27 protein-coding genes are annotated in these 24,655 nt (G+C 67.8%); 18 read left to right on the top strand and 9 right to left on the bottom strand.

Going from position 1 to position 24,655, the window contains the following annotated elements:
* Positions 1–182: 182 nt before the first annotated feature.
* The gene (locus ACFXNW_RS16425) at positions 183–842 is read left to right on the top strand and encodes an SGNH/GDSL hydrolase family protein (protein WP_379418504.1); all 660 of its coding nucleotides are present in this window, start codon (positions 183–185) and stop codon (positions 840–842) included.
* A 53-nt stretch (positions 843–895) separates the two neighbouring features.
* Here the strand turns inward: ACFXNW_RS16425 and ACFXNW_RS16420 are convergent, their stop codons facing one another.
* Positions 896–1,972 (bottom strand): magnesium and cobalt transport protein CorA, encoded by a 1,077-nt coding sequence (locus ACFXNW_RS16420; protein ID WP_379418503.1) that lies wholly within the window; start codon positions 1,970–1,972, stop codon positions 896–898.
* A 132-nt stretch (positions 1,973–2,104) separates the two neighbouring features.
* Here ACFXNW_RS16420 and ACFXNW_RS16415 point away from each other — a divergent pair, with 132 nt between their 5' ends.
* The 6 genes from ACFXNW_RS16415 to ACFXNW_RS16390 all read left to right on the top strand — a co-directional run bounded on the left by ACFXNW_RS16415 (position 2,105) and on the right by ACFXNW_RS16390 (position 7,115).
* Positions 2,105–2,959: a PHP domain-containing protein gene (locus ACFXNW_RS16415; protein WP_379418502.1), complete on the top strand. Its 855-nt coding sequence runs from the start codon at positions 2,105–2,107 to the stop codon at positions 2,957–2,959.
* Positions 2,956–3,222: a hypothetical protein gene (locus ACFXNW_RS16410; RefSeq protein ID WP_379418501.1), complete on the top strand. Its 267-nt coding sequence runs from the start codon at positions 2,956–2,958 to the stop codon at positions 3,220–3,222. Before ACFXNW_RS16415 ends, ACFXNW_RS16410 begins: the two co-directional genes overlap by 4 nt.
* Before the next feature lie 51 nt (positions 3,223–3,273).
* Entirely contained in the window at positions 3,274–4,866 is a 1,593-nt protein-coding gene (locus ACFXNW_RS16405) for an FAD-binding protein (RefSeq protein ID WP_379418500.1), read from the top strand.
* 364 nt (positions 4,867–5,230) lie between these two features.
* A complete protein-coding gene (locus tag ACFXNW_RS16400) occupies positions 5,231–6,445 on the top strand; it encodes an NADP-dependent malic enzyme (protein WP_379418499.1) in 1,215 nt (404 codons plus the stop codon).
* A 104-nt stretch (positions 6,446–6,549) separates the two neighbouring features.
* Positions 6,550–6,759: a toxin-antitoxin system HicB family antitoxin gene (locus ACFXNW_RS16395; RefSeq protein ID WP_379418498.1), complete on the top strand. Its 210-nt coding sequence runs from the start codon at positions 6,550–6,552 to the stop codon at positions 6,757–6,759.
* Complete coding sequence (locus tag ACFXNW_RS16390) at positions 6,660–7,115, top strand: type II toxin-antitoxin system death-on-curing family toxin (RefSeq protein ID WP_379418497.1); 456 nt, start codon at positions 6,660–6,662, stop codon at positions 7,113–7,115. The genes ACFXNW_RS16395 and ACFXNW_RS16390 overlap by 100 nt, the downstream gene beginning before the upstream one ends.
* 6 nt (positions 7,116–7,121) lie before the next feature.
* Here ACFXNW_RS16390 and ACFXNW_RS16385 read toward each other — a convergent pair whose 3' ends face one another.
* Genes ACFXNW_RS16385 through ACFXNW_RS16375 form a run of 3 tightly spaced genes read right to left on the bottom strand, consistent with a single transcriptional unit; the run spans position 7,122 to position 9,201 of the window.
* The gene (locus ACFXNW_RS16385) at positions 7,122–7,706 is read right to left on the bottom strand and encodes a suppressor of fused domain protein (RefSeq protein ID WP_379418496.1); all 585 of its coding nucleotides are present in this window, start codon (positions 7,704–7,706) and stop codon (positions 7,122–7,124) included.
* Between the two features lie 4 nt (positions 7,707–7,710).
* Positions 7,711–8,202, bottom strand: a complete 492-nt coding sequence (locus tag ACFXNW_RS16380; RefSeq protein WP_379418495.1) for a general stress protein — start codon at positions 8,200–8,202, stop codon at positions 7,711–7,713.
* A 51-nt stretch (positions 8,203–8,253) separates the two neighbouring features.
* The gene (locus ACFXNW_RS16375) at positions 8,254–9,201 is read right to left on the bottom strand and encodes an HpcH/HpaI aldolase/citrate lyase family protein (protein WP_379418494.1); all 948 of its coding nucleotides are present in this window, start codon (positions 9,199–9,201) and stop codon (positions 8,254–8,256) included.
* Positions 9,202–9,254: 53 nt separating this feature from the next.
* On the opposite strand from ACFXNW_RS16375, the gene ACFXNW_RS16370 reads away from it, so the two are divergent.
* The 9 genes from ACFXNW_RS16370 to ACFXNW_RS16330 all read left to right on the top strand — a co-directional run bounded on the left by ACFXNW_RS16370 (position 9,255) and on the right by ACFXNW_RS16330 (position 17,095).
* Positions 9,255–10,541 carry a magnesium transporter MgtE N-terminal domain-containing protein gene (locus ACFXNW_RS16370; protein ID WP_379418493.1) on the top strand — a complete coding sequence of 429 codons (1,287 nt, stop codon included), beginning with the start codon at positions 9,255–9,257 and terminating at the stop codon, positions 10,539–10,541.
* Complete coding sequence (locus ACFXNW_RS16365; RefSeq protein ID WP_379418492.1) at positions 10,534–11,145, top strand: DUF1003 domain-containing protein; 612 nt, start codon at positions 10,534–10,536, stop codon at positions 11,143–11,145. The genes ACFXNW_RS16370 and ACFXNW_RS16365 overlap by 8 nt, the downstream gene beginning before the upstream one ends.
* A 118-nt stretch (positions 11,146–11,263) precedes the next feature.
* Positions 11,264–12,601, top strand: coding sequence for a lytic transglycosylase domain-containing protein (locus ACFXNW_RS16360; RefSeq protein ID WP_379418491.1), 1,338 nt, complete (start codon positions 11,264–11,266; stop codon positions 12,599–12,601).
* A gap of 165 nt (positions 12,602–12,766) precedes the next feature.
* Entirely contained in the window at positions 12,767–13,636 is an 870-nt protein-coding gene (locus ACFXNW_RS16355; protein WP_379418669.1) for a lytic transglycosylase domain-containing protein, read from the top strand.
* 19 nt (positions 13,637–13,655) lie between these two features.
* Complete coding sequence (locus tag ACFXNW_RS16350) at positions 13,656–14,789, top strand: Mrp/NBP35 family ATP-binding protein (RefSeq protein ID WP_379418490.1); 1,134 nt, start codon at positions 13,656–13,658, stop codon at positions 14,787–14,789.
* A gap of 188 nt (positions 14,790–14,977) precedes the next feature.
* The gene (locus ACFXNW_RS16345) at positions 14,978–15,322 is read left to right on the top strand and encodes a DivIVA domain-containing protein (RefSeq protein WP_379418489.1); all 345 of its coding nucleotides are present in this window, start codon (positions 14,978–14,980) and stop codon (positions 15,320–15,322) included.
* Entirely contained in the window at positions 15,319–15,879 is a 561-nt protein-coding gene (locus ACFXNW_RS16340) for a DNA-3-methyladenine glycosylase I (protein ID WP_379418488.1), read from the top strand. Before ACFXNW_RS16345 ends, ACFXNW_RS16340 begins: the two co-directional genes overlap by 4 nt.
* Before the next feature lie 165 nt (positions 15,880–16,044).
* Entirely contained in the window at positions 16,045–16,212 is a 168-nt protein-coding gene (locus tag ACFXNW_RS16335) for a DUF3117 domain-containing protein (protein WP_011211259.1), read from the top strand.
* A 10-nt stretch (positions 16,213–16,222) separates the two neighbouring features.
* Positions 16,223–17,095: a putative RNA methyltransferase gene (locus tag ACFXNW_RS16330; protein ID WP_379418487.1), complete on the top strand. Its 873-nt coding sequence runs from the start codon at positions 16,223–16,225 to the stop codon at positions 17,093–17,095.
* 4 nt (positions 17,096–17,099) lie between these two features.
* Here the strand turns inward: ACFXNW_RS16330 and glgA are convergent, their stop codons facing one another.
* Entirely contained in the window at positions 17,100–18,269 is a 1,170-nt protein-coding gene (gene glgA / locus ACFXNW_RS16325; protein ID WP_379418668.1) for a glycogen synthase, read from the bottom strand.
* A gap of 128 nt (positions 18,270–18,397) precedes the next feature.
* Between glgA and glgC the strand changes: the two genes are divergently transcribed.
* Positions 18,398–19,612, top strand: a complete 1,215-nt coding sequence (glgC, locus tag ACFXNW_RS16320) for a glucose-1-phosphate adenylyltransferase (RefSeq protein ID WP_379418486.1) — start codon at positions 18,398–18,400, stop codon at positions 19,610–19,612.
* A gap of 48 nt (positions 19,613–19,660) precedes the next feature.
* On the opposite strand, the gene ACFXNW_RS16315 is transcribed toward glgC, so the two are convergent.
* The 4 genes from ACFXNW_RS16315 to ACFXNW_RS16300 form a co-directional block, all read right to left on the bottom strand.
* Positions 19,661–21,322, bottom strand: a complete 1,662-nt coding sequence (locus ACFXNW_RS16315; RefSeq protein WP_379418485.1) for an ABC transporter permease — start codon at positions 21,320–21,322, stop codon at positions 19,661–19,663.
* The gene (locus ACFXNW_RS16310; protein ID WP_379418484.1) at positions 21,319–22,257 is read right to left on the bottom strand and encodes an ATP-binding cassette domain-containing protein; all 939 of its coding nucleotides are present in this window, start codon (positions 22,255–22,257) and stop codon (positions 21,319–21,321) included. The genes ACFXNW_RS16315 and ACFXNW_RS16310 overlap by 4 nt, the downstream gene beginning before the upstream one ends.
* Positions 22,258–22,277: 20 nt before the next feature.
* Positions 22,278–22,943 carry a TetR family transcriptional regulator gene (locus ACFXNW_RS16305; RefSeq protein ID WP_379418483.1) on the bottom strand — a complete coding sequence of 222 codons (666 nt, stop codon included), beginning with the start codon at positions 22,941–22,943 and terminating at the stop codon, positions 22,278–22,280.
* Between the two features lie 85 nt (positions 22,944–23,028).
* Positions 23,029–23,667, bottom strand: coding sequence for an O-methyltransferase (locus ACFXNW_RS16300; RefSeq protein WP_379418482.1), 639 nt, complete (start codon positions 23,665–23,667; stop codon positions 23,029–23,031).
* A 261-nt stretch (positions 23,668–23,928) separates the two neighbouring features.
* Between ACFXNW_RS16300 and sigE the strand changes: the two genes are divergently transcribed.
* Complete coding sequence (gene sigE, locus ACFXNW_RS16295; RefSeq protein WP_379418481.1) at positions 23,929–24,600, top strand: RNA polymerase sigma factor SigE; 672 nt, start codon at positions 23,929–23,931, stop codon at positions 24,598–24,600.
* Positions 24,601–24,655: the final 55 nt, after the last annotated feature.

Raw genomic sequence — 24,655 nt, 5'->3', positions numbered from 1 at the left:
GACGATCCGGGAGCTGTCGATACCCTTCATCGGGCGTGGTCGATGGCACCGGAGTTCATCGGTCACATACCCCTGGCGCACACACTGACCAACGAGCTACTCACCCGTCGAGGTGGGCACAGGTTGGATGGGCTTGTCGGCGTCGCCGAGAATCTGGGCATATCGGTCCGACCCGTAGGGACATGACCTTGATAGTCGATCCTGCTGCATTTACCGTCTTGTGCTACGGCGATTCCAACACCTTCGGTCAACCCTCCGATGGGCGTGGTCGGTTGCCGGCCGACGTGCGGTGGACCGGCCGCCTACAGCAACTTCTCGGCGCCGGATACGCAGTTATCGAGGAAGGTCTCGGCGGTCGTACCACCGACTTGAACGACCCTGATCGTGATGACCGCAACGGCCGTACGTACTTTCGGCCGTGCCTGCGCAGCCACTCACCCTTGGACCTGGTAGTCATCATGCTCGGGAACAATGATCTCAAAACCAAGTTCGGTCGAGAAACAAACGCCATCGCTGGCGCGCTCGAAGGCTATATCGACGACGTCGAGCGCACTGCCTGGACCCGCACCGGCGAAGCACCCGCGGTATTGCTGGTCAGTCCGATCCACCTCGACGCCGACCAGCCTGCATTCGCCGAGCAGAGCTCCGAATACGACGCCGACTCCGTACGCAAATCCCACGAACTCGGCGCTGCAATACGCCTCGTTGCCGATAAACGAAAGACCGTGTTCGTAGACGCGGCTACCGTCGCGTTTCCGGGAGTTGACGGAATACACCTGAGCCACGACTCACACGAACCGCTTTCTCAGCTGATCGCCCGCGAGATCCGGTCGATCTTGTGATCGCGGCCTAGGGTGCAGTCATCTCGTCCACCCGCCGCACTGCCGGCGGCGGCTCACAACCAATGGTTGCGGTGGAACACCACATACAGGCCGGTACATATGGTGAGGATGATGACCCAGATCGCCGGGTAGCCCCAGCTGGTCTTCAATTCCGGCATGTGCTCGAAATTCATGCCGTAGATGCCCGCGATCATGGTGGGTACCGCGGCGATGGCGACCCATGCGGAAATCTTGCGCATATCGGTGTTCTGCTGCACCGCGATCTTGGCCAGCGCGGCGTTGATCAACGCGCCGAGTGATTCGTCGAAATCGACGATGCGATCGGAGACGGTGGTGTGGTGGTCGGCGACATCGCGGAAATAGCGCCGGACCTCCTTCGGCAACGGCAGATTCGTGTTCTGGCTCAGCACCTGTAGCGGGATCGCCAGCGGACCGACCGCCCGGCGCAACTCCACCACCTCACGCTTGAGCTGATAGATGGATTCGACGGCGACCTTGCTGCGCGGAGTGAAGACCTCCTCTTCCATCTCGTCGATATCGTCCTCGATCGACTGCACCACCTCGAGATAGTTGTCGACCACATAGTCGGCGATGGCGTGCAGCACCGCGCCGGGGCCGAGCCGCAGCCGCTCCGGATCGCCCTCGAGATCCTTACGGACCGCGGCCAGCCCGGAATGTTCGCCGTGGCGGACCGCAACCACGAAGTCATGGCCGGTGAAGATCATCAACTCGCCGGTCTCGACGATCTCGCTGACGGAGTTCAGTTCGTGTTCGTGATAGGCGACCGGGCGCATCACCAGCACCAGGGTGTCGTCGTAGCGTTCCAGCTTCGGTCGCTGATGGGCGTGCACGGCGTCTTCGACGGCAAGGGCGTGTAGTCCGAAGGTCTGCGCGATATCGGTCATCTGGGCGTCATCGGGATCGTGCAGGCCCAACCAGACGAAGCCCTCGCCCCTGTCCCGCACCTCCTGCAGCGCCGCTTGGTGGGTGAAATGCCCGGGCAGGCGCGCGCCGTCGATGTAGACCGCGCAGTCGACGATCGCCCGTGCGGTCGGCACGGGAATCCGCGGCAGCGGGGTCGGGGACTTCGCCGGCCCACGAAAGTACGGCAGCGGGGGAATCGATGGCACCGGTTGATGCTACTTCCGCGCCGAGCAGGCGGCGGGCATCCGCGAGGGCGGGCAGGCGCATGCGCTCGGCGGATCGGCCGCTGGTCGGGCATGGGGACAGCCCGCCGAACACGCACTGACACACTGGAGGGCGTGCGCATCGACCTGCATACCCATTCGACCGCGTCCGACGGCACCGATACCCCGGCCGAGCTGGTGCGGAACGCGGCGGCGGCCGGACTGGACGTCGTCGCGATCACCGATCACGACACCACCGCGGGCTGGGCCGATGCCGTGGCGGCGCGACCCGAGGGCCTGACTCTGATCCGCGGCATGGAGATGTCGTGCATCGGTCTCGGTGAGGACGGCTGGCCGGTGCCGGTGCATCTGCTCGCCTACCTGTTCGACCCGTCGGACCGTAGTTTCGCCGACGAGCGCGAACGGTTGCGGGCCGAGCGCGTGGAGCGGTTGCGCGCGATGGCCGAGCGGATGGCGGCCGACGGCCTGCCCGTCGACCCCGATGAGGTGCTCGCCTCGGCAGGCCCGTCGGCGGGACGACCCCACCTGGCCAGGGCGCTGGTAGCGGCCGGAGTGGTGCCCACCGTCGACGCCGCCTTCACCGATCTACTGGCCCCACACGGCCGCTACTACGCCGAGAAGGCCGACACCCCGTTGCGCCGGGCGGTGGAGATGATCGCCGCCGCGGGCGGGGTCAGCGTGCTCGCGCACACCAGGGCGCGTAAGCGGGGCAGGCTGCTGTCCATCGACAACATTCGCGAACTCGCCGAGCTGGGGCTGGGTGGGCTCGAGGTCGATCACCCCGACCACAGCGAGGCCGACCGCGAGCTGTTGAACGGGCTCGCCGCCGAACTGGGTCTGCTCACCACGGGTTCCTCGGACTATCACGGCAGCAACAAGACCATCCGGCTCGGCGAGTTCACCACCGATCCCGCCCAACTCGAGGTGCTGGTCGGGAAGGCGACCGGGGTGCCGGTGATCGGCTCGTGAGACTCGCGCGCGGGGTCAGTGGCATGGTCGCCGCCGGAACGGTCGTACTGGCACTCGTGGTGGTTGCCACGGCGATCATCGGTGCCCAGCGTGGTTTTCCCGGACCCGGCGGTGAGTCGGTGACCTGGCATGTGACCTCGGCGGCGATCGTGCTTGCGGCACAGGTGTATTCGGATCGGCATAAGGGTTTGGCCGCGTTTTCCGGATCGCTGGTCGTTTTCCTCACGGCCGGTGCGCTGCTGTGGACGCAGTGGTGGAGCTGATCTTCCGGAATCGGTTGCGGCCGGGTGAATTGTGGCCGAACATTTGACCTTGTGGCGGAATGGGAGACCGACGTTCTGGTTCTCGGCGGTGGCCCCGCCGGAACATGGGCGGCCATCTCCGCCGCGGCGGCGGGTGCCCGCGTGGTCCTCGCGGATAAGGCGCGCTGCGGCGCTGCCGGTCCGACCGCTGTCGGCTCCACCTCGCTGTGGAATGTCGCGCCCGGCCCTTCGCGAGCCGAGGCCGTGCGCCGCGCCCTCGGTCACGGCGGCTGGCTCGGTGATCCGGAAGCCACCCATCGGGTGCTTGCCGAGACCCACGACCGGATCACGCAGCTCGCGGGCTGGGGACACCGGTTCTCCGGCGGGCCGCATTCGACGCGAATATGGCTCGACGGCGCCACCTATCTGCGGCGGATGCGCCGCGCCGCGCTGGAAGCCGGTGTCCGCGTGCTCGACCACCATCCGGCGATGCGTCTGCTCGCCGACCGGGAGGGCATCGTGTCCGGCGCCGCAGGAGTGCAGCGGCACAACAAGTTTCGGCCCTGGACGGTGCGCGCGGCGGCCGTCGTGGTTGCCACCGGCGGATGCGCTTTCCTGTCCGGGCGGGCCGGTACCGACGTCGACACGGGCGACGGGCTGCTCTTCTCGGTCGAGGCGGGCGCCGAGTTGTCGGGCATGGAGTTCTCCAGTGCGTACGGCCTCGCACCAGCCGCCGCTGTGAGCACCACAGACTGTGCGCTGACATTCGCCGCGCTGCACGACGAGACCGGCGCCGCCCTCGAAGGACACCGCGCCGCCGCCTTCGCCGCGCTCGCCGACGGCCGCCGGGTCTACGGGATTCCCTCGGCGCTCTCGCCGCGGCAGCATCGTCAGCTGCGCCGCGACGGTTCATTCGACCGAGACAAAGGGATCGCGCTACGCGCGGTCCTCGAGGGCACCGTGCGCGGCACCGGTGGCCTGCACCTGACCGGAGGCGATTGCGCGACCACCATTCCCGGCCTGTACGCCGCCGGCGATGTCACCACCCGCGAAGCCGTCACCGGCGCGGTGAGCGGATTCGGCGGCGCCTGGGCCATCGCCTCCGGTACCTGGTCCGGGGCGAGCGCCGCCCGATTCGCCCGCGCCCGGCCGATTCCCGATCGCCTCGCGCTCTCGCCCGCGGGCGAGACACCCGGCGCCGGACTCGCGCCGGTCGCCCGGATCGACCCGCGCGCGGTCATCGGCCTGGTGCAGGAACACACCTTGCCGCTGCGTCGCAGCTACTGGCGCAGTGCCGGCAGCCTGCGCCACAGCATCGGCGAATTGGATGGCATGTGGCCGGGCGCGCTGTTCGATCTCGGCGGAGCTGGCGCCGAAGGGCTGCGTGCCAGGGAAGCCGCGGCACTGCTCGCGGTCGCCCGGTGGACTGAATACAGCGCACTGGCTCGGACTGAGAGTCGTGGCATCCACCGGCGCACCGATCACCCCGAGGTCGACGCCGGGTGGCGGGTGCGGCTGCGCTCGGGCGGGCTCGATAGCGTCTGGGTGCGCAAGACGGCGCGCACTCCGATCGAGCCACAGATCTCACGGGGCGCCCGCCTCCGCTATAGGACAGCTCACGGCCACGGTCCGGCCGAAGGCGAGTTTCCGCTTACGTCGGGGTAATTCCAGCGGCCTACGCTCGGATGATGGTGCACGACCACGACTCCGCCTACCGGTTTGGCATGTGGTCGGGCGGGCTGGCAGAATGTTGCGGATCCCCGACCTACGCCACCGCCGGGTACGGGAATCACGGTGATCACCGCCTCACGACGCACCGTCGTGACCCGAGGATCGACCCGCATGATCTGTCCGGACCCACCCGTCCGGCTTCCGCTCAACGGATCAGTGCCGCGCCACGTCGACAGGGCTGTCGAGAAGTCGAAACGTACCGGTCAGCGCACACGATGAGCCATACGTTGCACCTAGTACCAAAAAACCCGACGGTAACCGTCCCCCGATTGTGACCGATCCCAGCAGGAGTGAAATCGTGTCATCTGTGACTGACGCACCGAACGCCACTGCCAGCAAGAATGACGCCGCCGACCTCGCGGCGATCACCCACGAGGAGATCTTCGCGGGCCACCTCGGCGGCAAGCTCTCGGTAGAGCTGAGTGCGCCACTGGAAACCCAGCGTGACCTGTCGATCGCTTACACCCCCGGCGTCGCGCAGGTCAGCCGCGCCATCGCCGAGGACGAGTCGCTGGCCAAGCGCTACACCTGGACAGACCGGCTGGTCGTCGTCGTCAGCGACGGCACCGCGGTGCTCGGTCTCGGTGATATCGGCCCGCGCGCTTCGCTGCCGGTGATGGAGGGCAAGGCCGCGCTGTTCAAGAAGTTCGCCGGGCTGGACTCGATTCCGATCGTGCTGGACACCAAGGACGTCGACGAGATCGTCGAGACCCTGATCCGGCTGCGCCCGAGCTTTGGTGCGGTGAACCTGGAGGACATCTCCGCACCCCGCTGCTTCGAGATCGAAAAGCGCGTCATCGAGGCGCTCGACTGCCCGGTCATGCACGATGACCAGCACGGCACCGCGATCGTGGTGCTGGCCGCGCTCAACGGCGCCGCCAAGGTGCAGGGCCGCAGCACCGCCGGTCTGAAGGTCGTGGTCTCCGGTGCCGGCGCCGCGGGTGTCGCGTGCACCAACATCCTGCTCGCCGCGGGCGTCGCCGACGTCACCGTGCTCGACTCCAAGGGCATTGTCAGCCGCGATCGCAGCGACCTCAACGAGGTCAAGGCCGATCTGGCCCAGCGCACCAACCCGCGCGGCCTGACCGGCACCGCCGCCGACGCGCTGGCCGGTGCCGACGTGTTCCTCGGCCTGTCCGCGGGCAGGATCGCCGAAGAGCTCATCGCCTCGATGGCACCGGAGTCGATCGTGTTCGCCATGTCCAACCCGGATCCCGAGATCCATCCCGAGGTCGCCGCCAAGTACGCCTCGATCGTGGCCACCGGGCGCAGTGACTTCCCGAACCAGATCAACAATGTGCTCGCGTTCCCCGGCGTCTTCAAGGGCGCCCTCGACGCGGGTGCTCGCCGGATCACCGAGGGCATGAAGATCGCCGCCGCCGACGCCATCCTCGGCGTCGTCGCCGATGAGCTGGCCGTCGACAAGATCGTGCCGAGCCCGCTCGACCCGCGCGTGGCCCCGGCCGTCGCCGAGGCCGTCGCGGCAGCCGCGCGCGCCGAGGGCGTCGCGTAAGCACCACCCCCACTGCAGCACGAAGGCGCCCTTCCACTCGGAAGGGCGCCTTCGTCATTGACGGACGGGCAACGCGACAACGTTCGGGTTGGTATCATTTTGGTATGACCACGATCAGTGTGCGGCTACCCGACGAGATTCACCAGAGACTCACTGCCGCCGCGGAGGCAGACCACATCTCGCTCAATTCGGCGCTCGTCCAAGCAGCGCAGGCGTGGGTCGACGCACAGGCACAGCGGGCACGCAGCCGGGTTCTGTTGCAGGAGATCATGGCAGAGGACGCGGAATTGCTGGCCATGCTGGGGGACGAGTGACACCGAACGTTCTCATCATGATCAATTCGGTGGTAGTCGGTGGCTCGCCGGAGATTCGCGACGCAGGACTGTTGGCTGCTGCGGCGACACGATCGGAAGCGGTGCTCGGTGGCCGGGAGGTCTATCCGACGATCGACGAAAAGGCGGCCGCCGTGCTGCATTCGGTGGTGCGGACACGCCCATTCGGACGCGGCAACAAGGCGACTGGCTGGATTGCTTGTCGAATGATGCTGCGCTGCCAAGGCAAACGGCCCGGTTTGCCGGCAGCCGCGGCATTCGACCTCATCGACGAGCTGACGAGCGTCGACATGACGGTCGCGGAACTGGTCGCCGCGATGAAGATCGAGCCGCAGTGACCATCCCTACAACGACGCCGCCCCACGATTCGGGTCGCGCACATCAATCCCCGCCTCGACCCACGCATCCCGCAACGCCTGCGCACCACGCACGCGCACCCATGCCGCCTCGGTCGCGGTGACCGGGACGACGTCCAGATAACGCACCGCTTCGGCGGGTTCGGGCAGGATCACATCGGGAATATCGCTGGGGCCGAGCAGGACCGCGGTGAAGGGGGCGTTGTGCCACATCGGCTCGCCCAGATCCAGCAGAGCGTCCGCTTGCAGCACAACGCCTTCCACGGCAGGTGCGGCCGCAAGTACACCGAGCGCGCGGGCCAGGCCCGAGGCCGCGCCGACGCCCGCGTGCATGGTGAGGATCAGTTCCGCACGCGGGCCTTTCACCGGGTCGGCCAGCACCTCCGACGGATCGCCCATCGGATGACGGGAACCGCCGAGGGTCGCATAGTGCACCAGATCGTCACCGGGGACGATCCGCAGGATCTCGATGGGCTCGAGGCCGAGGAAGGTCACCGAGGCGGCATCGACCGCGGACGCGTCGACGCCGAAATGTTCGAGTACGCCCGCGCGCACCGTGTTCACAACGTCCATGCCCTCAGATCGCCAGCCGTGCCAGCATGTCCCTGGCCTGCTCGGCCGTCTTGGGATCGCACAGCACGTCGTAGCGACCGGCGACCAGTTGCATGGTCGAGGCGAAATCGCGCTGCCCCTTGGTCGCCGCATACGGGATCGAGGTGGAGATGACGCCGAAGATGATGCCGCCGACCAGACCGACCAGCAGCGGGCCGAGCGCACCACCGGTGGTGAACAGGCTCAGCAGCAGGCCGAGGAACAGGCCGAGCCACGCGCCCGAGACCACGCCGCCGCCGATCACCTTGCCCCAGTTCAACCGGTAGAGGACCCGTTCGACCTGCATGAGGTCGACGCCGACGATGGTCATGTCCTGCACCGGGAATTGGCTATCGGCCAGATAGTCGACGGCCCGCTGTGCCTCGGCGTAGGTCGGATACGACCCGACCGGCCAGCCCGACGGCGGCGTCGGCAGGCCCTGCCTGCCGCGATTCGCGTTCCCCAAGGGATTCGTCATAGCTCCATTCTGCTATTCCATCCGGCCCCGCGCCGTGCTATATACCGCGCGTCACTTTTCCGGTGGGGTGAAATGGGTGCTGCGCGACATGCCCGCGGCCCGGCCCTTATCGGCGATGACCTGCGCCATCTTGGCGCTGGCCTCATCGATCATCTCGTCACCGAGCATGACCGCACCGCGCGCGCCGCCCGCGCTGGAAGTGTGGAAGGCGTAGGCCTCGAGGATCAATTCGGCACGGTCGTAGTCGGCCTGACGCGGGCTGAAGATCTCATTGCAGGCGTCGATCTGGTCCGGATGCAGCACCCATTTGCCGTCGAAGCCGAGGGCGGCGGTCCGGCCTGCGGCGCGGCGGAACCCATCGACATCCCGGACCTGCAGGTACGGACCGTCGATGGCCTGCAACCCGTGTGCGCGAGCGGTGAGCAGGATCGTCATCAGGATGTGGTGGTAGGCATCGCCGGTGTCATAGCCCTCCGGCTGCTCACCGACCACGAGGGTGCGCATATTGATGCTGGCCATGAAGTCGGCCGGGCCGAAGACAAGGGCCTGCACCCGTGGGCTCGCGGTGGCGATCTCATCGATATTGCGCAGGCCGAGCGCGTTCTCCAGCTGCGGTTCGATCCCGATGCGGCCCGGTTCCAGGCCGTTGGTCTGTTCGAGCTGGCTCAGCAGCAGATCCAGCGCACGCACCTGACCGGCGTCGGTGACCTTCGGCAGCAGGATCGCATCGATCGCGGTGCCCGCCCCGTCGACCACGCTGATCACGTCCTGATAGGTCCACTGCGTGGTCCAGTCGTTGACCCGCACCACCCGCAGCTGCGAACCCCAGCCGGAATCGTTGAGCGCGGCAATGATGTTCGCGCGGGCGGCGGCTTTGGCGGGCGGGGCGACGGCGTCCTCCAGGTCGAGGAACACTTCGTCGACGGGCAGGCCCTTGGCCTTGTCGATCATCTTCGGGTTGCTGCCCGGCACAGCCAGAACGGAACGGCGCGGCTTCATCAACACTCCTGTCGTCGGCCAACTTCGGCCCGCAAAGCTCTAACCTGGCATTCATGGCAGCTACCAGGGTGTACGTCGCCAGGCTGGCCGGCCTGGCGGTGTTGGGACCGGACGGCGAGTCTATCGGCCGAATCCGCGACGTGGTCGTGGCAGTACGCTACGACCGGCAACAGCCCCGGGTACACGGCCTTGTCATCGAATTGCCGACCCGACGGCGGATCTTCGTGCCGATGCTTCGGGTGACCTCGATCGAACCGGGCAACGTCACGCTTAATACCGGCACCGTCAGCCTGCGCCGCTTCGCCCAGCGCCCCGGCGAACTCCTGGCACTGGCGCAGATCGTGGATTCGGCGGTGCGGGTGCAGGATCCGGATTTGCCCGATCTGGCCGGGGTGGACGTGTTCGTGGTCGATCTCGGGCTGGAACAGACCAGGACCAGGGATTGGCGGGTATCGCGGGTGGCGGTGCGCGGACACCGGCGGCTCGGGCGCAGGCGCACGGTGCACGTGGTGGACTGGATGCAGGTCAGCGGGCTGACGCCGTATGAGATCGGCAGGCCGGGGCAGGACGTCACCACACTGCTGGAGCAGTTCGAGGGCCTGCGCGCCGCCGATGTCGCGCATCTGCTGCGGGAACTGCCGGAGAAGCGGCGCATCGAGGTCGCGGTGGCACTGGACGACGAACGCCTCGCCGACGTCGTCCAGGAGCTGCCCGACGACGATCAGGTCGATCTGCTCGGCCATCTCGAGGTGCGAAGAGCCGCCGATGTCCTGGAGGCCATGGACCCCGACGACGCGGCCGACCTGCTCGGTGAGCTGCCGGAGAACGAGGCCGAGTCACTGCTGGCGCTGATGGACCCCGAGGAATCCGAGCCGGTCCGCAGGCTGCTCGAACACTCCCCCGACACCGCAGGCGGTCTGATGACACCGCGCCCGGTGGTGCTGACCCCGGCAACGACGGTGGCCGAGGCGCTGGCCCGGGTCCGCAACCCGGACCTGACCCCGGCGCTGGCATCGATGGTGTTCGTGGTTCGCCCACCGACAGCCACCCCGACCGGCCGCTACCTCGGCTGCGTCCACCTGCAACAGCTGTTGCGCGAACCGCCCGCCCACCTGGTCGGCGGCCTCCTCGACGCCGATCTGTCGACGCTGCGGCCGGAGGCACCGCTGGCCACCGTCACCCGCTATTTCGCCACCTACAACCTGGTCTGCGGACCGGTGGTGGACGCGGAGAACCACCTGCTCGGCGCGGTCAGCGTCGACGATGTCCTCGACCATCTGCTGCCGGAGGACTGGCGCGAGGACGAGGAGCTACACGAAGGGGTGCACGGCCGTGACTGACAAGACTCCCGCGGGGCGGGCGCTGAGTTCGGCCAGACAGCGGCTCGAGACTCCAGTCGAGTCGCGGTTCCGCTTCGACTGGGATGCCGAGGCGCTGGCCCGCAGCAGTGAGCGGGTCGCGCGTTTCCTTGGCACCGGGCGTTATCTGGCGATCCAGACGGTGATCGTCATCGTCTGGATCCTGCTGAACGTGTTCGCGGTCGCGCTGCGCTGGGACCCCTATCCCTTCATCTTGCTGAACCTGGCCTTCTCCACCCAGGCCGCCTACGCCGCCCCGTTGATCCTGCTGGCGCAGAACCGGCAGGACAACCGAGACCGGGTCTCGCTCGAAGAAGACCGGATGCGGGCGGCGCAGACGAAGGCCGATACCGAATTCCTGGCCCGCGAACTTGCCGCCCTGCGCATCGCCGTCGGCGAGGTCGCCACCCGTGACTACCTGCGCCGTGAGCTCGACGAGATGCGTGAGGTGCTCGACCGGATCGCCGAGGCGACGCTGCCGGAGCACGAACCTCGCCCAGACAAGGCCGGAAAGGCCACACGCAAGAAAAGCTCCGGCAGAAAGCAGGCTCAAGCCCCGGTTTCACCACCCGTCTCCGATGATTGACCGGAAATACCGAACAGTCTCCTGACTGATGGGTAACCTGGATCACGTTGTCCAGAGCGCGCCGACCCGGATGTCCGGGACGGTTGCTTCCCGCGACGTAGAGGATTGGTGCGGCCGAATGCGAATACCTGCCCCGATAACCGTCTCGGCGCTCGTCCTCGCCGGCTTGGTCGCTACCGGATCCGCTACCCACACCACCACCTCCACCACCCCGCCCGAAGCACCGGAAGCCCTGCTCGCGGCCTCCTCGCGCAGTACCGGCTCGGTAGGCGACGACAAGGACGCGAAGCTGTCCCAGACGATCGGCCTGCTGCCCGTGGCTCCCGAGCCGCCGCGCAAGCTGCGCGCCATGACGCCGCCCGCCGACGGCGTGCCCCCGTTCGGCGGCACAGTCCCGTTGCAGAGCATCTCGCTCCCCCTCGGTGGCGGCACTCTCGGCATCCCCGAGGTCGTGCTCGCCGCCTACCGCAATGCCGAACTGGCGTTGGAGTCGTCCATGCCCGGCTGCGGCGTGTCGTGGAATCTGCTCGCCGGGATCGGCCGGATCGAATCGGGTCACGCGGGCAGCGGCCGCACCGATGCCGCGGGCACCTCGGTGACCCCGATCTTCGGACCGGCACTGGACGGCACCCTGCCCGGCAACGAGATCATCCGGGCCACCGACGGCGGTTATGTCCGTGCCATCGGCCCGATGCAGTTTCTGCCCGGCACGTGGAGTCTCTACAGCGCCGACGGCAACGGTGACGGAGTCTCCGACCCGCACAACGTCTTCGACGCCACCCTCGCCGCGGGCAAATACCTGTGCTCGGGCGGGCTGAACCTGCGTGACCCGGCCCAGGAACTGCGCGCGGTGCTGCGCTACAACAACTCGATGTCCTACGCCGCCAATGTGCTGAGCTGGTCGGCGGCCTACCGCACCGGCGGCACCCCGGCCCCGGTCACCATCTCCCCCGACCTGATCCCGCCGGGCAGCGCCCCGATCGAGATGGGCCCGGATATGGCCGCCGTGGACACCACGACCGCGACGACGACCACCGAAACCCCGCCGCCCGGTACCCCACCGCCCACCACCACTCCGGGCGAGCCGATGATCATCATCCCGGGCCTGCCGCCGATCCCGTGCGGCATCTTCTGCCCGCCGCCCCCGCCGCCCGCTCCCGGCCAGGTGGTGCCGGCGCCGATGCCGAAGCCCGGCGCACCCGCCGATCCGGCGCAGCCCGCTCCGCCCGCCGATCCCGCGCAACCCGGTCAGCCCGCACCGCAGGCCGAGCAGGCGCCCGGCGACCCTGCCCGGCCCGCGCCGGCCGATCCGAACGCGCAGCCCCCTGCCGAACCGTCGAAGACTCCGGAGCCCGGACCCCCACCCGCACCCGCACCCACCGCAGCGCCGACACCGCAGCCCGCGGTGACCCTGCCGTTCGGCATCGTCGTCCCACTTCCCGCGCCCCCGCAGTGATTTCAAACGGAAACCCACATCACGAAGCAGTAACAAAAAGGTCTCGGATGCTGTAGCCTTCCTTCGTAGGTCACGAAGGGCTCACGACTGAGACAACGGCTCGTAACGGAGCCGGTGCCTCCACCGCGAGCTCGACTCACTGAGTCGATGGAGGGTCACAGCACCGTGGGGCGTCACCGCAAACAATCGCCGCCTACCGTTCGGCGTAGCTCCGTACTCGCATTGACCGGGCTCGTTCCCGCCGGACTCGTCGCCGTCAACACCGCATCGGCCGTCGGCACCGATCCCACCGCGGCGTCGGTCCAGCTGCATCTGACCAGCGACGAGGGCGAGGATCACGACACCAGCTTCGCCGCGTCCGCCCAGACCGTCGTCGACCTCGACAGCCTCACCCATGCGATGGCCAAGCAATCGCGAGCGGTCCCGCCGACGGTGAAAACCGTTGCGCTGCCCGAGGATCGGGTGCCGTCGGATCTGCCCGCCGCACAGATGGGCATTCCCGGTATCGCGCACGCCGCCTACGTCGCCGCCGAAGAGGCCCTTGCCGTCGAGAACCCCACCTGCCACATGCCGTGGACGGTGCTCGCAGGCATCGGCCGGGTCGAGTCGACCCATATCTACAATGGCAAGGCCGACGCCGACGGCAACGCCCTCGACCCGGTCTACGGCCCGGTGCTCGACGGCACTCTCGCGGGCAACAACGTCATCCACGACTCCGACAGCGGCGGACTCGACGGGCTCTCCGGCTACGACCGCGCCGTCGGCCCCATGCAGTTCCTGCCCGAAACCTGGACCCACTACGCCGCCGACGGCAACGGCGACGGCATCGCCGACCCGCAGAACTACTACGACGCCACCCTCACGGCGGGCAAGTACCTCTGCGACGGCGGCCTGGACATGCGCGATCTGGCCCAGCAGTCCAGGGCGATCCTGCGCTACAACAACTCCATGGCCTACGTCGCCAACGTCATGGCATGGGCCAATTCCTACGGCACCGGCATCGCACCGCAGCCCGCACAGCTGCCCCGTATCTGAGACGCCTAAAATCGGCGATATGCCAGTGGTAACGGAAGCGGACGTGCGGGGCGCCCTCGCAAAGGTCGACGACCCGGAGATTCGCAAACCGATCACCGAACTGGGCATGGTGAAAAGCGTCGATATCGGCGCCGATAGCGATGTCCATATCGAGGTCTACCTGACGACGGCGGGCTGTCCGCTGCGCACCGAGATCACCCAGCGGGTCACCAAGGCCGTCGCCGATGTCCCCGGCGTCGGCGCGGTCACCGTCGACCTGGACGTGATGAACGACGAGCAGCGCACCGAACTGCGCAAGCAGTTGCGCGGCGACTCCGCCGAACCGGTCATCCCCTTCGCCCAGCCCGGTTCGCTGACCCGGGTGTACGCGGTGGCCTCCGGTAAGGGCGGTGTCGGAAAGTCCAGCGTCACCGTCAATCTCGCCGCTGCGATGGCGGCGCGTGGTTTGTCGGTCGGTGTGCTCGACGCCGATATCTACGGCCACTCCATCCCGCGCATGCTCGGCACCGACGCCCGCCCGACCCAGGTCGAGCGGATGATCATGCCGCCCGTCGCGCACGACGTGAAGATGATCTCCATCGCCCAGTTCACCCAGGGCAACACCCCCGTGGTGTGGCGTGGTCCGATGCTGCACCGCGCTCTTCAGCAGTTCCTGGCCGACGTGTTCTGGGGCGATCTCGATGTGCTGCTGCTCGACCTGCCGCCCGGCACCGGTGACGTCGCCATCTCCATCGCCCAGCTGATCCCGAACGCGGAGATCCTGGTCGTCACCACCCCGCAGCCCGCGGCCGCCGAGGTCGCCGAACGTGCGGGCGCCATCGCGCTGCAAACCCGCCAGCGGATCGCGGGCGTGGTGGAGAACATGTCCTGGCTAGATCTGCCCGACGGCACCCGCATGGACCTCTACGGTTCCGGCGGCGGCCAAGCGGTGGCCGATCGGCTCACCCGCGCGGTCGGCGCCGACGTGCCGCTGCTGGGTCAGATCCCGATCGAGCAGTCACTGCGCGAAGCAGGCGACGGGGGCACGCCCATCGTGCTGAGCGATCCGGAGAACCCGGCCGCGGTCGCCCTGCTCGATGTCGCCGACAAGCTGGCGGTCCGCCGCCGCGGATTGGCCGGCATGTCGCTCGGCATCGACACCACCCGGCACTGATCCGCCTCCCCGCGTTTTCTGGCCAGATTCAGGTGCATCGCCAGCCGCGTTGGCGGCCGGCGGTGACTCAGGAATTTGGTTAGCTCGTACCCGGCGAGTTACCCATGTCGGCACGAGATCAGTCGTCTCGGTGGGAGTCGATAACGCCCGGACGCCGGCAAGGTCGGTCGCAACCATAAGCTGATGTGGTGCTGACGCTGCTTTTGTATGTGCTGATCGTCGGGTTGGTGGCCGCAGTGCTGTTCCTGCTGGCCGGCGCGGTCTTCGGGCGGTCGGAGGAGCTGGGGCCGCTGCCGGAGGGCACCACCGCGACGGTGCTGCCGGTCGACGGGATCTCCGGCGCCGATGTGCGCTCGCTGCGCTTCCAGCAGGTGGTGCGCGGCTACAAGGCCGGTGAGGTCGATTGGGCCCTGGCTCGGCTGGCCGCACGTATCGACGAGCTACAGGGCCAGCTGACCCAGGCCAAGGCCGCCCAGGCACCTGCGACCACACCGCCGCAGCCGCAGCCACCGGTGGGCCCGGATCCGCGATGAACCCCGCCGAGCCGATCCGCTGCCCGTGGTCGCTGCAGTCGCAGCTCTATCGCGACTATCACGACACCGAATGGGGCCGCCCGCTGCACGGTGACGACGCCATGTTCGAGCGGCTATGCCTCGAGGCGTTCCAATCCGGCCTGGCCTGGATCACGATCTTGCGCAAACGACCGGCGTTCCGGGCGGCCTTCGCCGGGTTCGTCATCGACAAGGTGGCCGAGTTCGACGATACCGACCGGACGCGCCTGCTGGCCGACCCCGGCATCGTGCGCAACCGCGCCAAGATCGATGCCGCCATCGCCAACGCCAAGGTGGCGCGCGAGCTCGATACCAGCCTCGACGAGTTGATCTGGTCGTTCGCCCCACCCATGCGCCCGCGCCCACGCACCATCGCCGACGTACCCGCCACCACGCTCGAATCCATCGCTCTGGCAAAGGAATTGAAGCGGCGCGGGTTCAGATTCGTCGGGCCGACCACGGCGTATGCGCTGATGCAGGCGACCGGCCTCGTCGACGATCACCTGGCCGATTGCTGGGTCGGCAATGGCTCGCCCTAGACCTACTGAGCGGTCACATTTCGAACTCAGGTATCCGTCCACTCCGGCGATAAGGAAGAATAGACCGAGTGCAGCTCGCCACATGCCGGCGAGCTGCCCAGTTGGCGACAACTGGAGTTGCAAGCAAGTGCGCAGCACACCGCGCAGATCTGGAGGGAGCAGAGGATGGCGGCCATGAAGCCCCGCACCGGGGACGGTCCCCTCGAGGCAACCAAGGAAGGGCGTGGGATCGTCATGCGGGTTCCACTCGAGGGTGGCGGGCGTCTGGTCGTTGAGCTCACGCCGGATGAAGCCGCAGCGCTCGGCGACGAACTGAAGAGTGTCACCAGCTAGTCACCCGACTGTGCACTCGGCACTGACGACGGTGACGGGTGCGCTGGCCTGTCCGGAATGCCAGGCCGGACTTCTCGCCTCGAATCGTTCGCTGCGCTGTGCCCGCGGGCACAGTTTCGATATCGCCAAGCAGGGCTACATCACCCTGCTGACCGGTGCGTCGACCAAGATGACCGGCGATACGGCGGCCATGCTCGACGCCAGGGCAGCGTTCCAAGGCGGCGGTCACTTCGCGCCGATCGCCGAGGCCACCGTGGCGGCCGTCGCCGGGGACGGGCTATCCGGAGATCCCGGTGCGCCCGTGCCCCCGTCCGGACTGATCCTCGAGATCGGCGCGGGCACCGGCTACTACCTGGGCCGGGTACTGGACGCACTGCCACACGCCCGTGGCATCGCACTGGACGTGGCGAAGCCGGCGGGCCGACGCGGCGCGCGAGCCCATCCACGGGCCGCGGCCGTGGTCGCCGATGCGTGGCGCGGACTCCCGCTGCGCGACAACACCGTCGACGCCGCGCTGTCGGTGTTCGCGCCGAGGAATCCGGGCGAGGTCGCCAGGGCGCTGACCACACACGGCCGGTTCGTCGTCGTCACCCCGACCGGCCGGCATCTCGCCGAACTCATCGAACCGCTCGGGATGGTGAGCGTCGACCCGGACAAGCAGGATCGGCTGACCGCCACCATGTCCGGGCATTTCGAGCTGTGCGAGCGCGGCACGGTCGACTATCCGATGAAGCTGTCGCGCACCGATATCGCACACGTCGTCGCCATGGGGCCGTCGGCCCATCATGCGAGCACCGCCGCGGCCGAGATCGCGGCGCTACCGGAAACCATGGAAGTCACCGCCTCGGTGGTGGTGTCCACCTATCGGCTCGCCGGCGCCTGATCGGTCAGGGTTTGCGGACGTGGTCGTAGACCTCGAGGGTCTGCTCGGCGATCCGCGACCAGTCGAATTTCGCCACCGCCCTGGCTCGTCCCGCGGCACCGTACTCCGCGGCGAGCACCGGATCGGCGGCCAGCTCGTTCACCGTTGCCGCTAGGCCGCGTTCGTATGTGCTTGGCTCGGCCGGGTCGTAATGGACCAATCGCCCGGTGCTTCCTTCGGCCACCACCTCGGGAATGCCACCCACATCGGAGGCGACCACCGCGGTACCGCAGGCCATCGCCTCCAGATTCACGATGCCGAGCGGTTCGTACACCGACGGGCATACGAAAACGGTGGCGGCGGCGAGCACCTGCCGGACCTGTTCGGTGGGCAACATGTCCCGCACCCAGAACACATTGCCCCGCCGACGACTCAATTCGTCCACGGCCGCGGCCACCTCGGCTGCCAGTTCCGGTGTGTCGGCCGCGCCCGCGCACAGCACCACCTGGATCTCGGGATCGATATCACGTGCCGCGGCGAGCAGATGCCCGACACCCTTCTGCCGCGTGATCCGTCCGACGAACGCCGCGATCGGCCGATCCCGGCGCACCCCGAGCGTGTCGAGCAGGGATTCGGCGCTGTCGTCGGCGACGCCGGGGTGCCAGACCGCGGCGTCGATGCCGTTGTGCACCACATGCACCCGGGCCGGGTCGACCGCCGGATAGGCATCGAGCACATCGCGGCGCATCCCCGCACTGACGGCGATGATCGCGTCGGCGTGTTCGACGGCATTGCGTTCCGACCAGGACGAGAGCCGGTACCCACCGCCGAGTTGCTCGGCCTTCCACGGGCGTCGCGGTTCCAGCGAATGCGCGGTCAGCACATGCGGAATGCCGTAGAGGGTGGCAGACAGGTGCCCGGCCAGGCCCGTGTACCAGGTGTGCGAATGCACTACGTCGACCTCGCCGGTGGCATCGGCCATCCGCAGCTGGGCCGACATCATCTGGATCGCGGCATTGGCCGCGTACAGGTGCGGGTCGGGTTGATGCACCACCGCGTCGTCGCGGGGCACGCCCATACAGTGCACGGTGACCTCGGCCAGCCTGCGCAGCTCGGACACCAGTTCGGTGACGTGCACCCCGGCCCCGCCGTACACCTCCGGTGGGTATTCGCGGGTCAGCATGGCGACCCGCAGCCGATCCGCCGGCTCCGTCATCGCCGCCGCGTGCGCGAAACTCACGGATTCAACGTAGACGCTCGACCCGGCCCGAGCCACTCGCACGCCGCACCACCTCCGGCCGCGCGGTTCGGTAGTTTGAGTGTGTGAGGAGCCAGCCGCACGTACTCGGAATCGTGCTCGCCGGTGGCGAGGGCAAGCGACTCTTTCCACTCACGGCCGACCGAGCCAAGCCGGCGGTCCCCTTCGGGGGTGCCTACCGCCTCATCGACTTCGTCCTCAGCAACCTCGTCAACGCCGGATTCCTGCGACTGTGCGTGCTCACCCAGTACAAATCGCATTCGCTGGACCGGCATATCTCGCAGACCTGGCGGCTGTCGGGTTTCGGCGGCGAGTACATCACGCCGGTCCCGGCGCAGCAGCGGCTCGGCCCGCGCTGGTACACCGGTAGCGCCGACGCGATCATGCAATCGCTGAACCTGATCTACGACGAGGACCCCGACTACATCGTGGTGTTCGGCGCCGACCACGTCTATCGGATGGACCCCGAGCAGATGGTGGCCCATCACATCGACTCCGGCGCCGGGGTGACCGTGGCAGGCATCCGGGTGCCGCGCAGCCAGGCCAGTGCGTTCGGCTGCATCGATTCCGACGAGTCCGGGCGGATCACCCAGTTCCTGGAGAAACCCGCGCATCCGCCCGGTACGCCCGACGACCCGAACGTCACCTTCGCGTCCATGGGCAACTACGTGTTCACCACCAGGGTGCTGGTCGATTCGATCCGGGCCGACGCCGACAACTCCGATTCCGACCACGATATGGGCGGCGACATCATCCCGACGCTGGTCGCCGCCGGTCAGGCCGCGGTCTACGACTTCGCCGACAACGACGTCCCCGGCGCCACCGACCGCGATCGCGGTTACTGGCGCGATGTCGGCACCATCGACGCGTTCTACGACGCGCATATGGATCTGGTGTCGGTGCATCCGGTGTTCAACCTCTACAACAAGCACTGGCCGATCCGCGGCGCCGCGGAGAACCTGCCGCCTGCCAAGTTCGCGCAGGGCGGGCTGGCACAGGAATCGATCGTCGGTGCGGGCAGCATCCTGTCCGCTGCCACGGTGCGCAATTCGGTGCTCAGCGCCAATGTCATGGTCGACGACGGCGCCACCGTCGAGGGCAGTGTGCTCATGCCAGGGGTTCGGATCGGCAAGGGCGCGGTGGTCCGGCGCGCCATCTTGGACAAGAACGTGGTTGTGTCCGAGGGCGAGATCATCGGCGTCGATCTCGACCGTGACCGAGAGCGGTTCGCCATCAGCAACGGCGGTGTCGTCACCGTCGGCAAGGGCACCTGGGTCTGACGACGCAGGCGCCCCTGGCCGGAAGGGCCAGGGGACGCCCGGGGTGGTTCAGCGCAGGTCGCGCCCACGCCAGCCGACCAGGCCGACGGCCAGCAGCACCGCAGCCACACCCGTCACCACCAGCACCGGCGTCGCGGTGAACTCCGATCCCGGCACCTTCGGCGCGTGGCTGAACGGTTCGAGATTGCGCAGCCACTGCGGCGAACCGGACACCGAGCCGAGCAGGAACACCGCGATCGCCGCCGTCAGCACGCCCCACGCCAGCGGCGTCCAGCGCGGTGCGAGCCCGAACAGGGCGACGGTGATCGCGACGAACAACCAGATGGCGGGCAGTTGCACCAGCGCGGCGGCCAGCACACCGGGGAGTTTGCCGCCGATATCGTCGGCCGCGATGCCGTACACCAGCCCGCCGAGGAGTCCGGCGGTCAGCATCGCGACCACGGGGCCGCCGAGCGCGAACAGCAGATGTGTCAGCGCCCAGCGGGTGCGTCCGATGGCGCCGGTGACGACCGTTTCGGCATGGCCGCTGTTCTCCTCACCGAACATGCGCAGCGTCGCCGAGATGGCATACGCCGAACCGGCGACCCCGAGCATGGTGAACGCATAGGTGATCATCGAGTCCTCGAGCGAGTCCGACCCACCCATTCGGGTGATCAGCTCACGGATGGTCTCGCTGGAGCCGAGTTCGTCGCCGATACCGTGCACCACACTGCCGATCAGCAGCGCATACACGCCGAGACCGATGGTCCAGGCCAGCAGCGTGCCCCGCTGCAAACGCCACGCCAGGCCCATCGGGCCGGACAATCCCGCATTCGCGGCGGGCGGTCCCAGGCGTTCGGCGAGCAGACCCGCGCCGACGTCACGCCGCATCAGCAACAGATAAGCCACGCCGACGCACACCAGCACGGCGGCCAGGTGCAGCAGCAGCACCCACCAGCGGTCACCGGCGAACGAGCGCACCTGTAGCGACCAGCCTTGCGGCGAGAGCCAGGTCAGTGGACTCGCCGGACCGGCACCGGCCTGGGCGTCGCCCACCGCGCGCAACGAGAATGTCAGCCCCAGCACTCCGAAGGCGATACCGCGCGCCACCCTGGCACTGGTACTGAGCTGCGCCGCCACCGCGGCCACCGCCGCGAACACCATGCCCGAGCCGGCCAGCGCCAGCCCGAATGCCAGCGATCCGTCGACCGGCACGTCGGCCGCCGCCAGACTGGCCGCGCCGATCAGCCCGGTCGCCAGCGCGCCGCCGAGTCCGAGCACCAGCGCCGCGGTCAGTCCCGCGAAGCGCCCCACCGAGGTGGAGGCCACCAGCTCGGAGCGTCCGGTTTCCTCCTCGGCCCTGGTGTGCCGGATGACGGTGAGGATGGTCGCGACGGCGACCAGGGTGAAGAACATCCCCGCTTTCCAGACACCGACCGCACCGATGCTGGTGTTGTAGATGGGCCCGTACATGGCCAATTGCGAGGGGCTGGCCAGGATGGAATCGGCGAACGAGGCGCGGTCGGCCTCGGTCGGATAGACGGCGTCGATGCCCGCGACGTAGGCGCTACCCAGCGGCACCGACAGCAGCAAGACCCAGGCAGGCAACACGATCCGGTCGCGGCGCAGTGCGAGCCGCAACATGCGGCCGGTGCCGGCGAAGCCGGAGGCGGCGGCATAACGCCTGGCTGCCCGGTGGGCGGCCGGGGCAGGGAACGCGGCGGTGGTCATTTCTCGACCTTCAGCAATGCGGATTCGTCCGTGCCGGACTCGGCGTGTTCGCCGTTGACCGAATAGTGGCGCATGAACAGCTCTTCCAGCGTCGGCGGCTGGCTCACCAGACTGCGTACCCCGGTATCACCGAGAATCCGGATCAGCTCACCGAGGTGCTCACTGTCGACCTGGCAGTGCAGCGTGTGGTCATCCAGACTCACATCGGCCACCCCCGGAAGGGCGCCGAGATCACCTGGGTCACCGGTCAATTCGGCGGTGATCGAGGTGTGACTCAGATGCCGCATCGAGGCCAGCGTTCCGGTCTCCACAGTGCGCCCCGACCGAATGATGGTCACGCGCTCGCACAGCACCTCCACCTCCGACAGGATGTGGCTCGACAACAGCACAGTTGCGCCCCGTTCGGCCGCCTCCGCGACGCATTCCCGGAAGACCTGTTCCATCAACGGATCCAGGCCCGAGGTCGGCTCGTCGAGCAGCAGCAGCTCGGCATTCGACGAAAACGCCGACACCAACGCGACTTTCTGCCGGTTGCCCTTCGAATAGGTGCGGGCTTTCTTGCGTGGATCGAGTTCGAACCGCTCGATCAGCTCGGCACGGCGGGCAGTGTCGATGCCGCCACGCATCCGGGCGAGCAGATCGATGGTCTCGCCGCCCGACAGCGATGGCCACAGCGTGACATCGCCTGGCACATAGGCGATCTCGCGATGCAATGCGACCGCGTCGACCCACGGATCGCGGCGTAGCAGCCGCACCTCGCCCGAGGTGCGGGCCAGTACGCCGAGCAGGATACGGATGGTGGTGGATTTACCTGCGCCATTGGGGCCGAGGAAGCCGTGCACCTCGCCCTGGTTCACTTCGAGGTCGAGCCCGTCGAGTGCGCGGACCCGGCCGAAGTGTTTGTGCAGATCCCGGACGTGGATGACCGATGTCATGGGAACTCCTGGTGAGAGTTTCAGGTATCTGGAGTCGTGTGATCGAGGAGGGCGTCGAGCATCATCGAGTCGGCAAGCAGGCCGTTGGTGAAGAGCTCGACGCCGGGGAGAAGCATCTGGTCGGCGTATGCGCGCAATGCCTTGCCGTAATCGATGGGGCCGTCGTGGGTTTCGGCGTAGAGCTGGAGAAACAGCACCATTCCGCCACCGTTGTTCAGCGCCAGATATCGGGCGGTCGCCTTCAGATCACGCGGCGCGCGGATCGTGCCTGCTGCGATGCCCGCGGTCAGATAATTCTCGACATCGGACACCATATGCTCGAACAGCGCGCTCGCGAGTCCGCCACCTGCCTGAAAACTGCGCACGATATAGGCCACCACGGGTGCGAAACTTTCGATTTCGGCGAGCTGGCCGAGAAAACTCGACGGTGAGGGACGCTCGACCGAATCCATTTTCGATTTCCGGATGACGGCGCGTACGTAGTCGTCACATTCCTCGCGCAGCCCGTCTTTCGATCCGAAATGGTGATTGACGAGTCCGGGCGAGACGCCGGCGGCGGCGGCGATGGCACGCACTCCGACACCGAATCCCTGTTCGCCGAAGACGGCGATGGCGGCGTCGCGAATACGCGCGCGAGTGCTCAGATCCGAGGCGGATCCTTCCGGTACGGCTGATGGGTTAAACACATGTTCAATATACTAAACACTCGTTCAATCCGCCGTCAATGGGTGGGCACGGCGCGAGCGAAAAGGTGCGTGCCGGGCCCGGACCTCAGCCTCGGGAGGCGCAGAGCAATCCGTCACCGACCGGGATCAGCACACTGGTCAGGTCAGGGTCTTCGGCGATGGCCCTGGTAGCCGCACGCACCGCCTGAGTGGCCGCATCGCGTTGCGCCGGATCGGGCACCCGCCCACCGAGCAGTGCGTTGTGCAGCAGGATCGCGCCGCCGTCGCGCAGCAGCCGCACACCTTCGGCGACATATTGCGGATGCTCGACCGGCGCGGCATCGATGAACACCAGGTCGTAGGCGCCGTCGGCCAGTCGCGGCAGCACATCGAGGGCGCGGCCGTTGATCAGCCTGGTGCGCGCGAGCGGGATATCGGCGGCACGGAAGGCGTCCTTGGCCGCTCGTTGGTGCTCCGGCTCGGAATCGATGGTGGTCAGCGTGCCGTCCTCGCGCATGCCGTCCAGCAGCCACAGCCCGCTGATACCCGCGCCGGTGCCCACCTCGACGACGGCCCGCGCGTCGAGCATCTGCGCGTACATGCTCAGCAGGGCCCCGACCGACGGTGCCACCGGCGCGACGCCCAATTCGGTGGCCCGTTCGCGGGCGCTGACGAGGATCTCGTCCTCCACGACGGATTCCTCCACGTAGGCGAGATTTCGCTCCAGGTTCGATGCCACGCCCATGAGGCTATGCCAAACCGTGACCAGCGGCCCGAAACATTCTCAGGTGTCCCTCAGGATCTCCATACACAGGCCATATCGCGACACGAAAGAGTAGGCACAACGCAAGACCAGCCGACCGGCCGGCGAAATGAGCCAGAGCACCGGGGTCGGGAACAACCGAACACCTTCCAACGGTTGTACCCGACAGCGACGATCCGTGAATCCGGATCGCGGCCCGAACTCCTTCGCCACGGTCCCGAGTAGGAGGTATTTCCCATCCACATGGTCGATGCGGCGCGCGAGTACGCCACCCTGCCCGAGCTGCCGACTCAGCACGAGGTCACCGCACTGGAACTGGCCGAGGTGGCCGAAGACGAACTGACCGGCACCGCGGCCTTCGATGCCACCGGTGACCGTTCGGTCATGCCGTCCTGGGACGAACTGGTCCGTGAGCACGCCGACCGGGTCTACCGGCTCGCCTATCGCCTCTCCGGCGATGCGCAAGATGCCGAGGATCTGACCCAGGAGACGTTCATCCGGGTCTTCCGCTCACTGTCGAACTACCAGCCCGGCACCTTCGAGGGCTGGCTACATCGCATCACCACCAACCTCTTCCTCGACATGGTCCGCCGCCGCAGCCGCATCCGGATGGAAGCGCTGCCCGAGGACTACGACCGGGTGCCCGCCCAGGGACCGGGCCCGGAGCAGGTCTTCCACGACGCACGCCTGGATCCCGACCTGCAATCGGCGCTGGACGCGCTGGCACCGGAGTTCCGCGCTGCGGTGGTTCTGTGTGACATCGAGGGGCTGTCCTACGAGGAGATCGGCGCGACGCTCGGGGTGAAACTCGGCACCGTCCGCAGCCGGATCCATCGCGGCCGTCAGGCACTGCGCGAGCACCTTGCGCATAATGGAACTCAGGAGCGCCTCGCCGACTCGGCGAGCAGGTCCTGATTCAGCAAGAAACGGGTGATCTCCGGCCGTAGTGCCGCACCCGGCCGTGACTATG

Source organism: Nocardia sp. NPDC059180, assembly GCF_042754945.1.
Classification (GTDB): domain Bacteria; phylum Actinomycetota; class Actinomycetes; order Mycobacteriales; family Mycobacteriaceae; genus Nocardia.
This window is presented reverse-complemented; position numbering and strand designations above follow the sequence as displayed.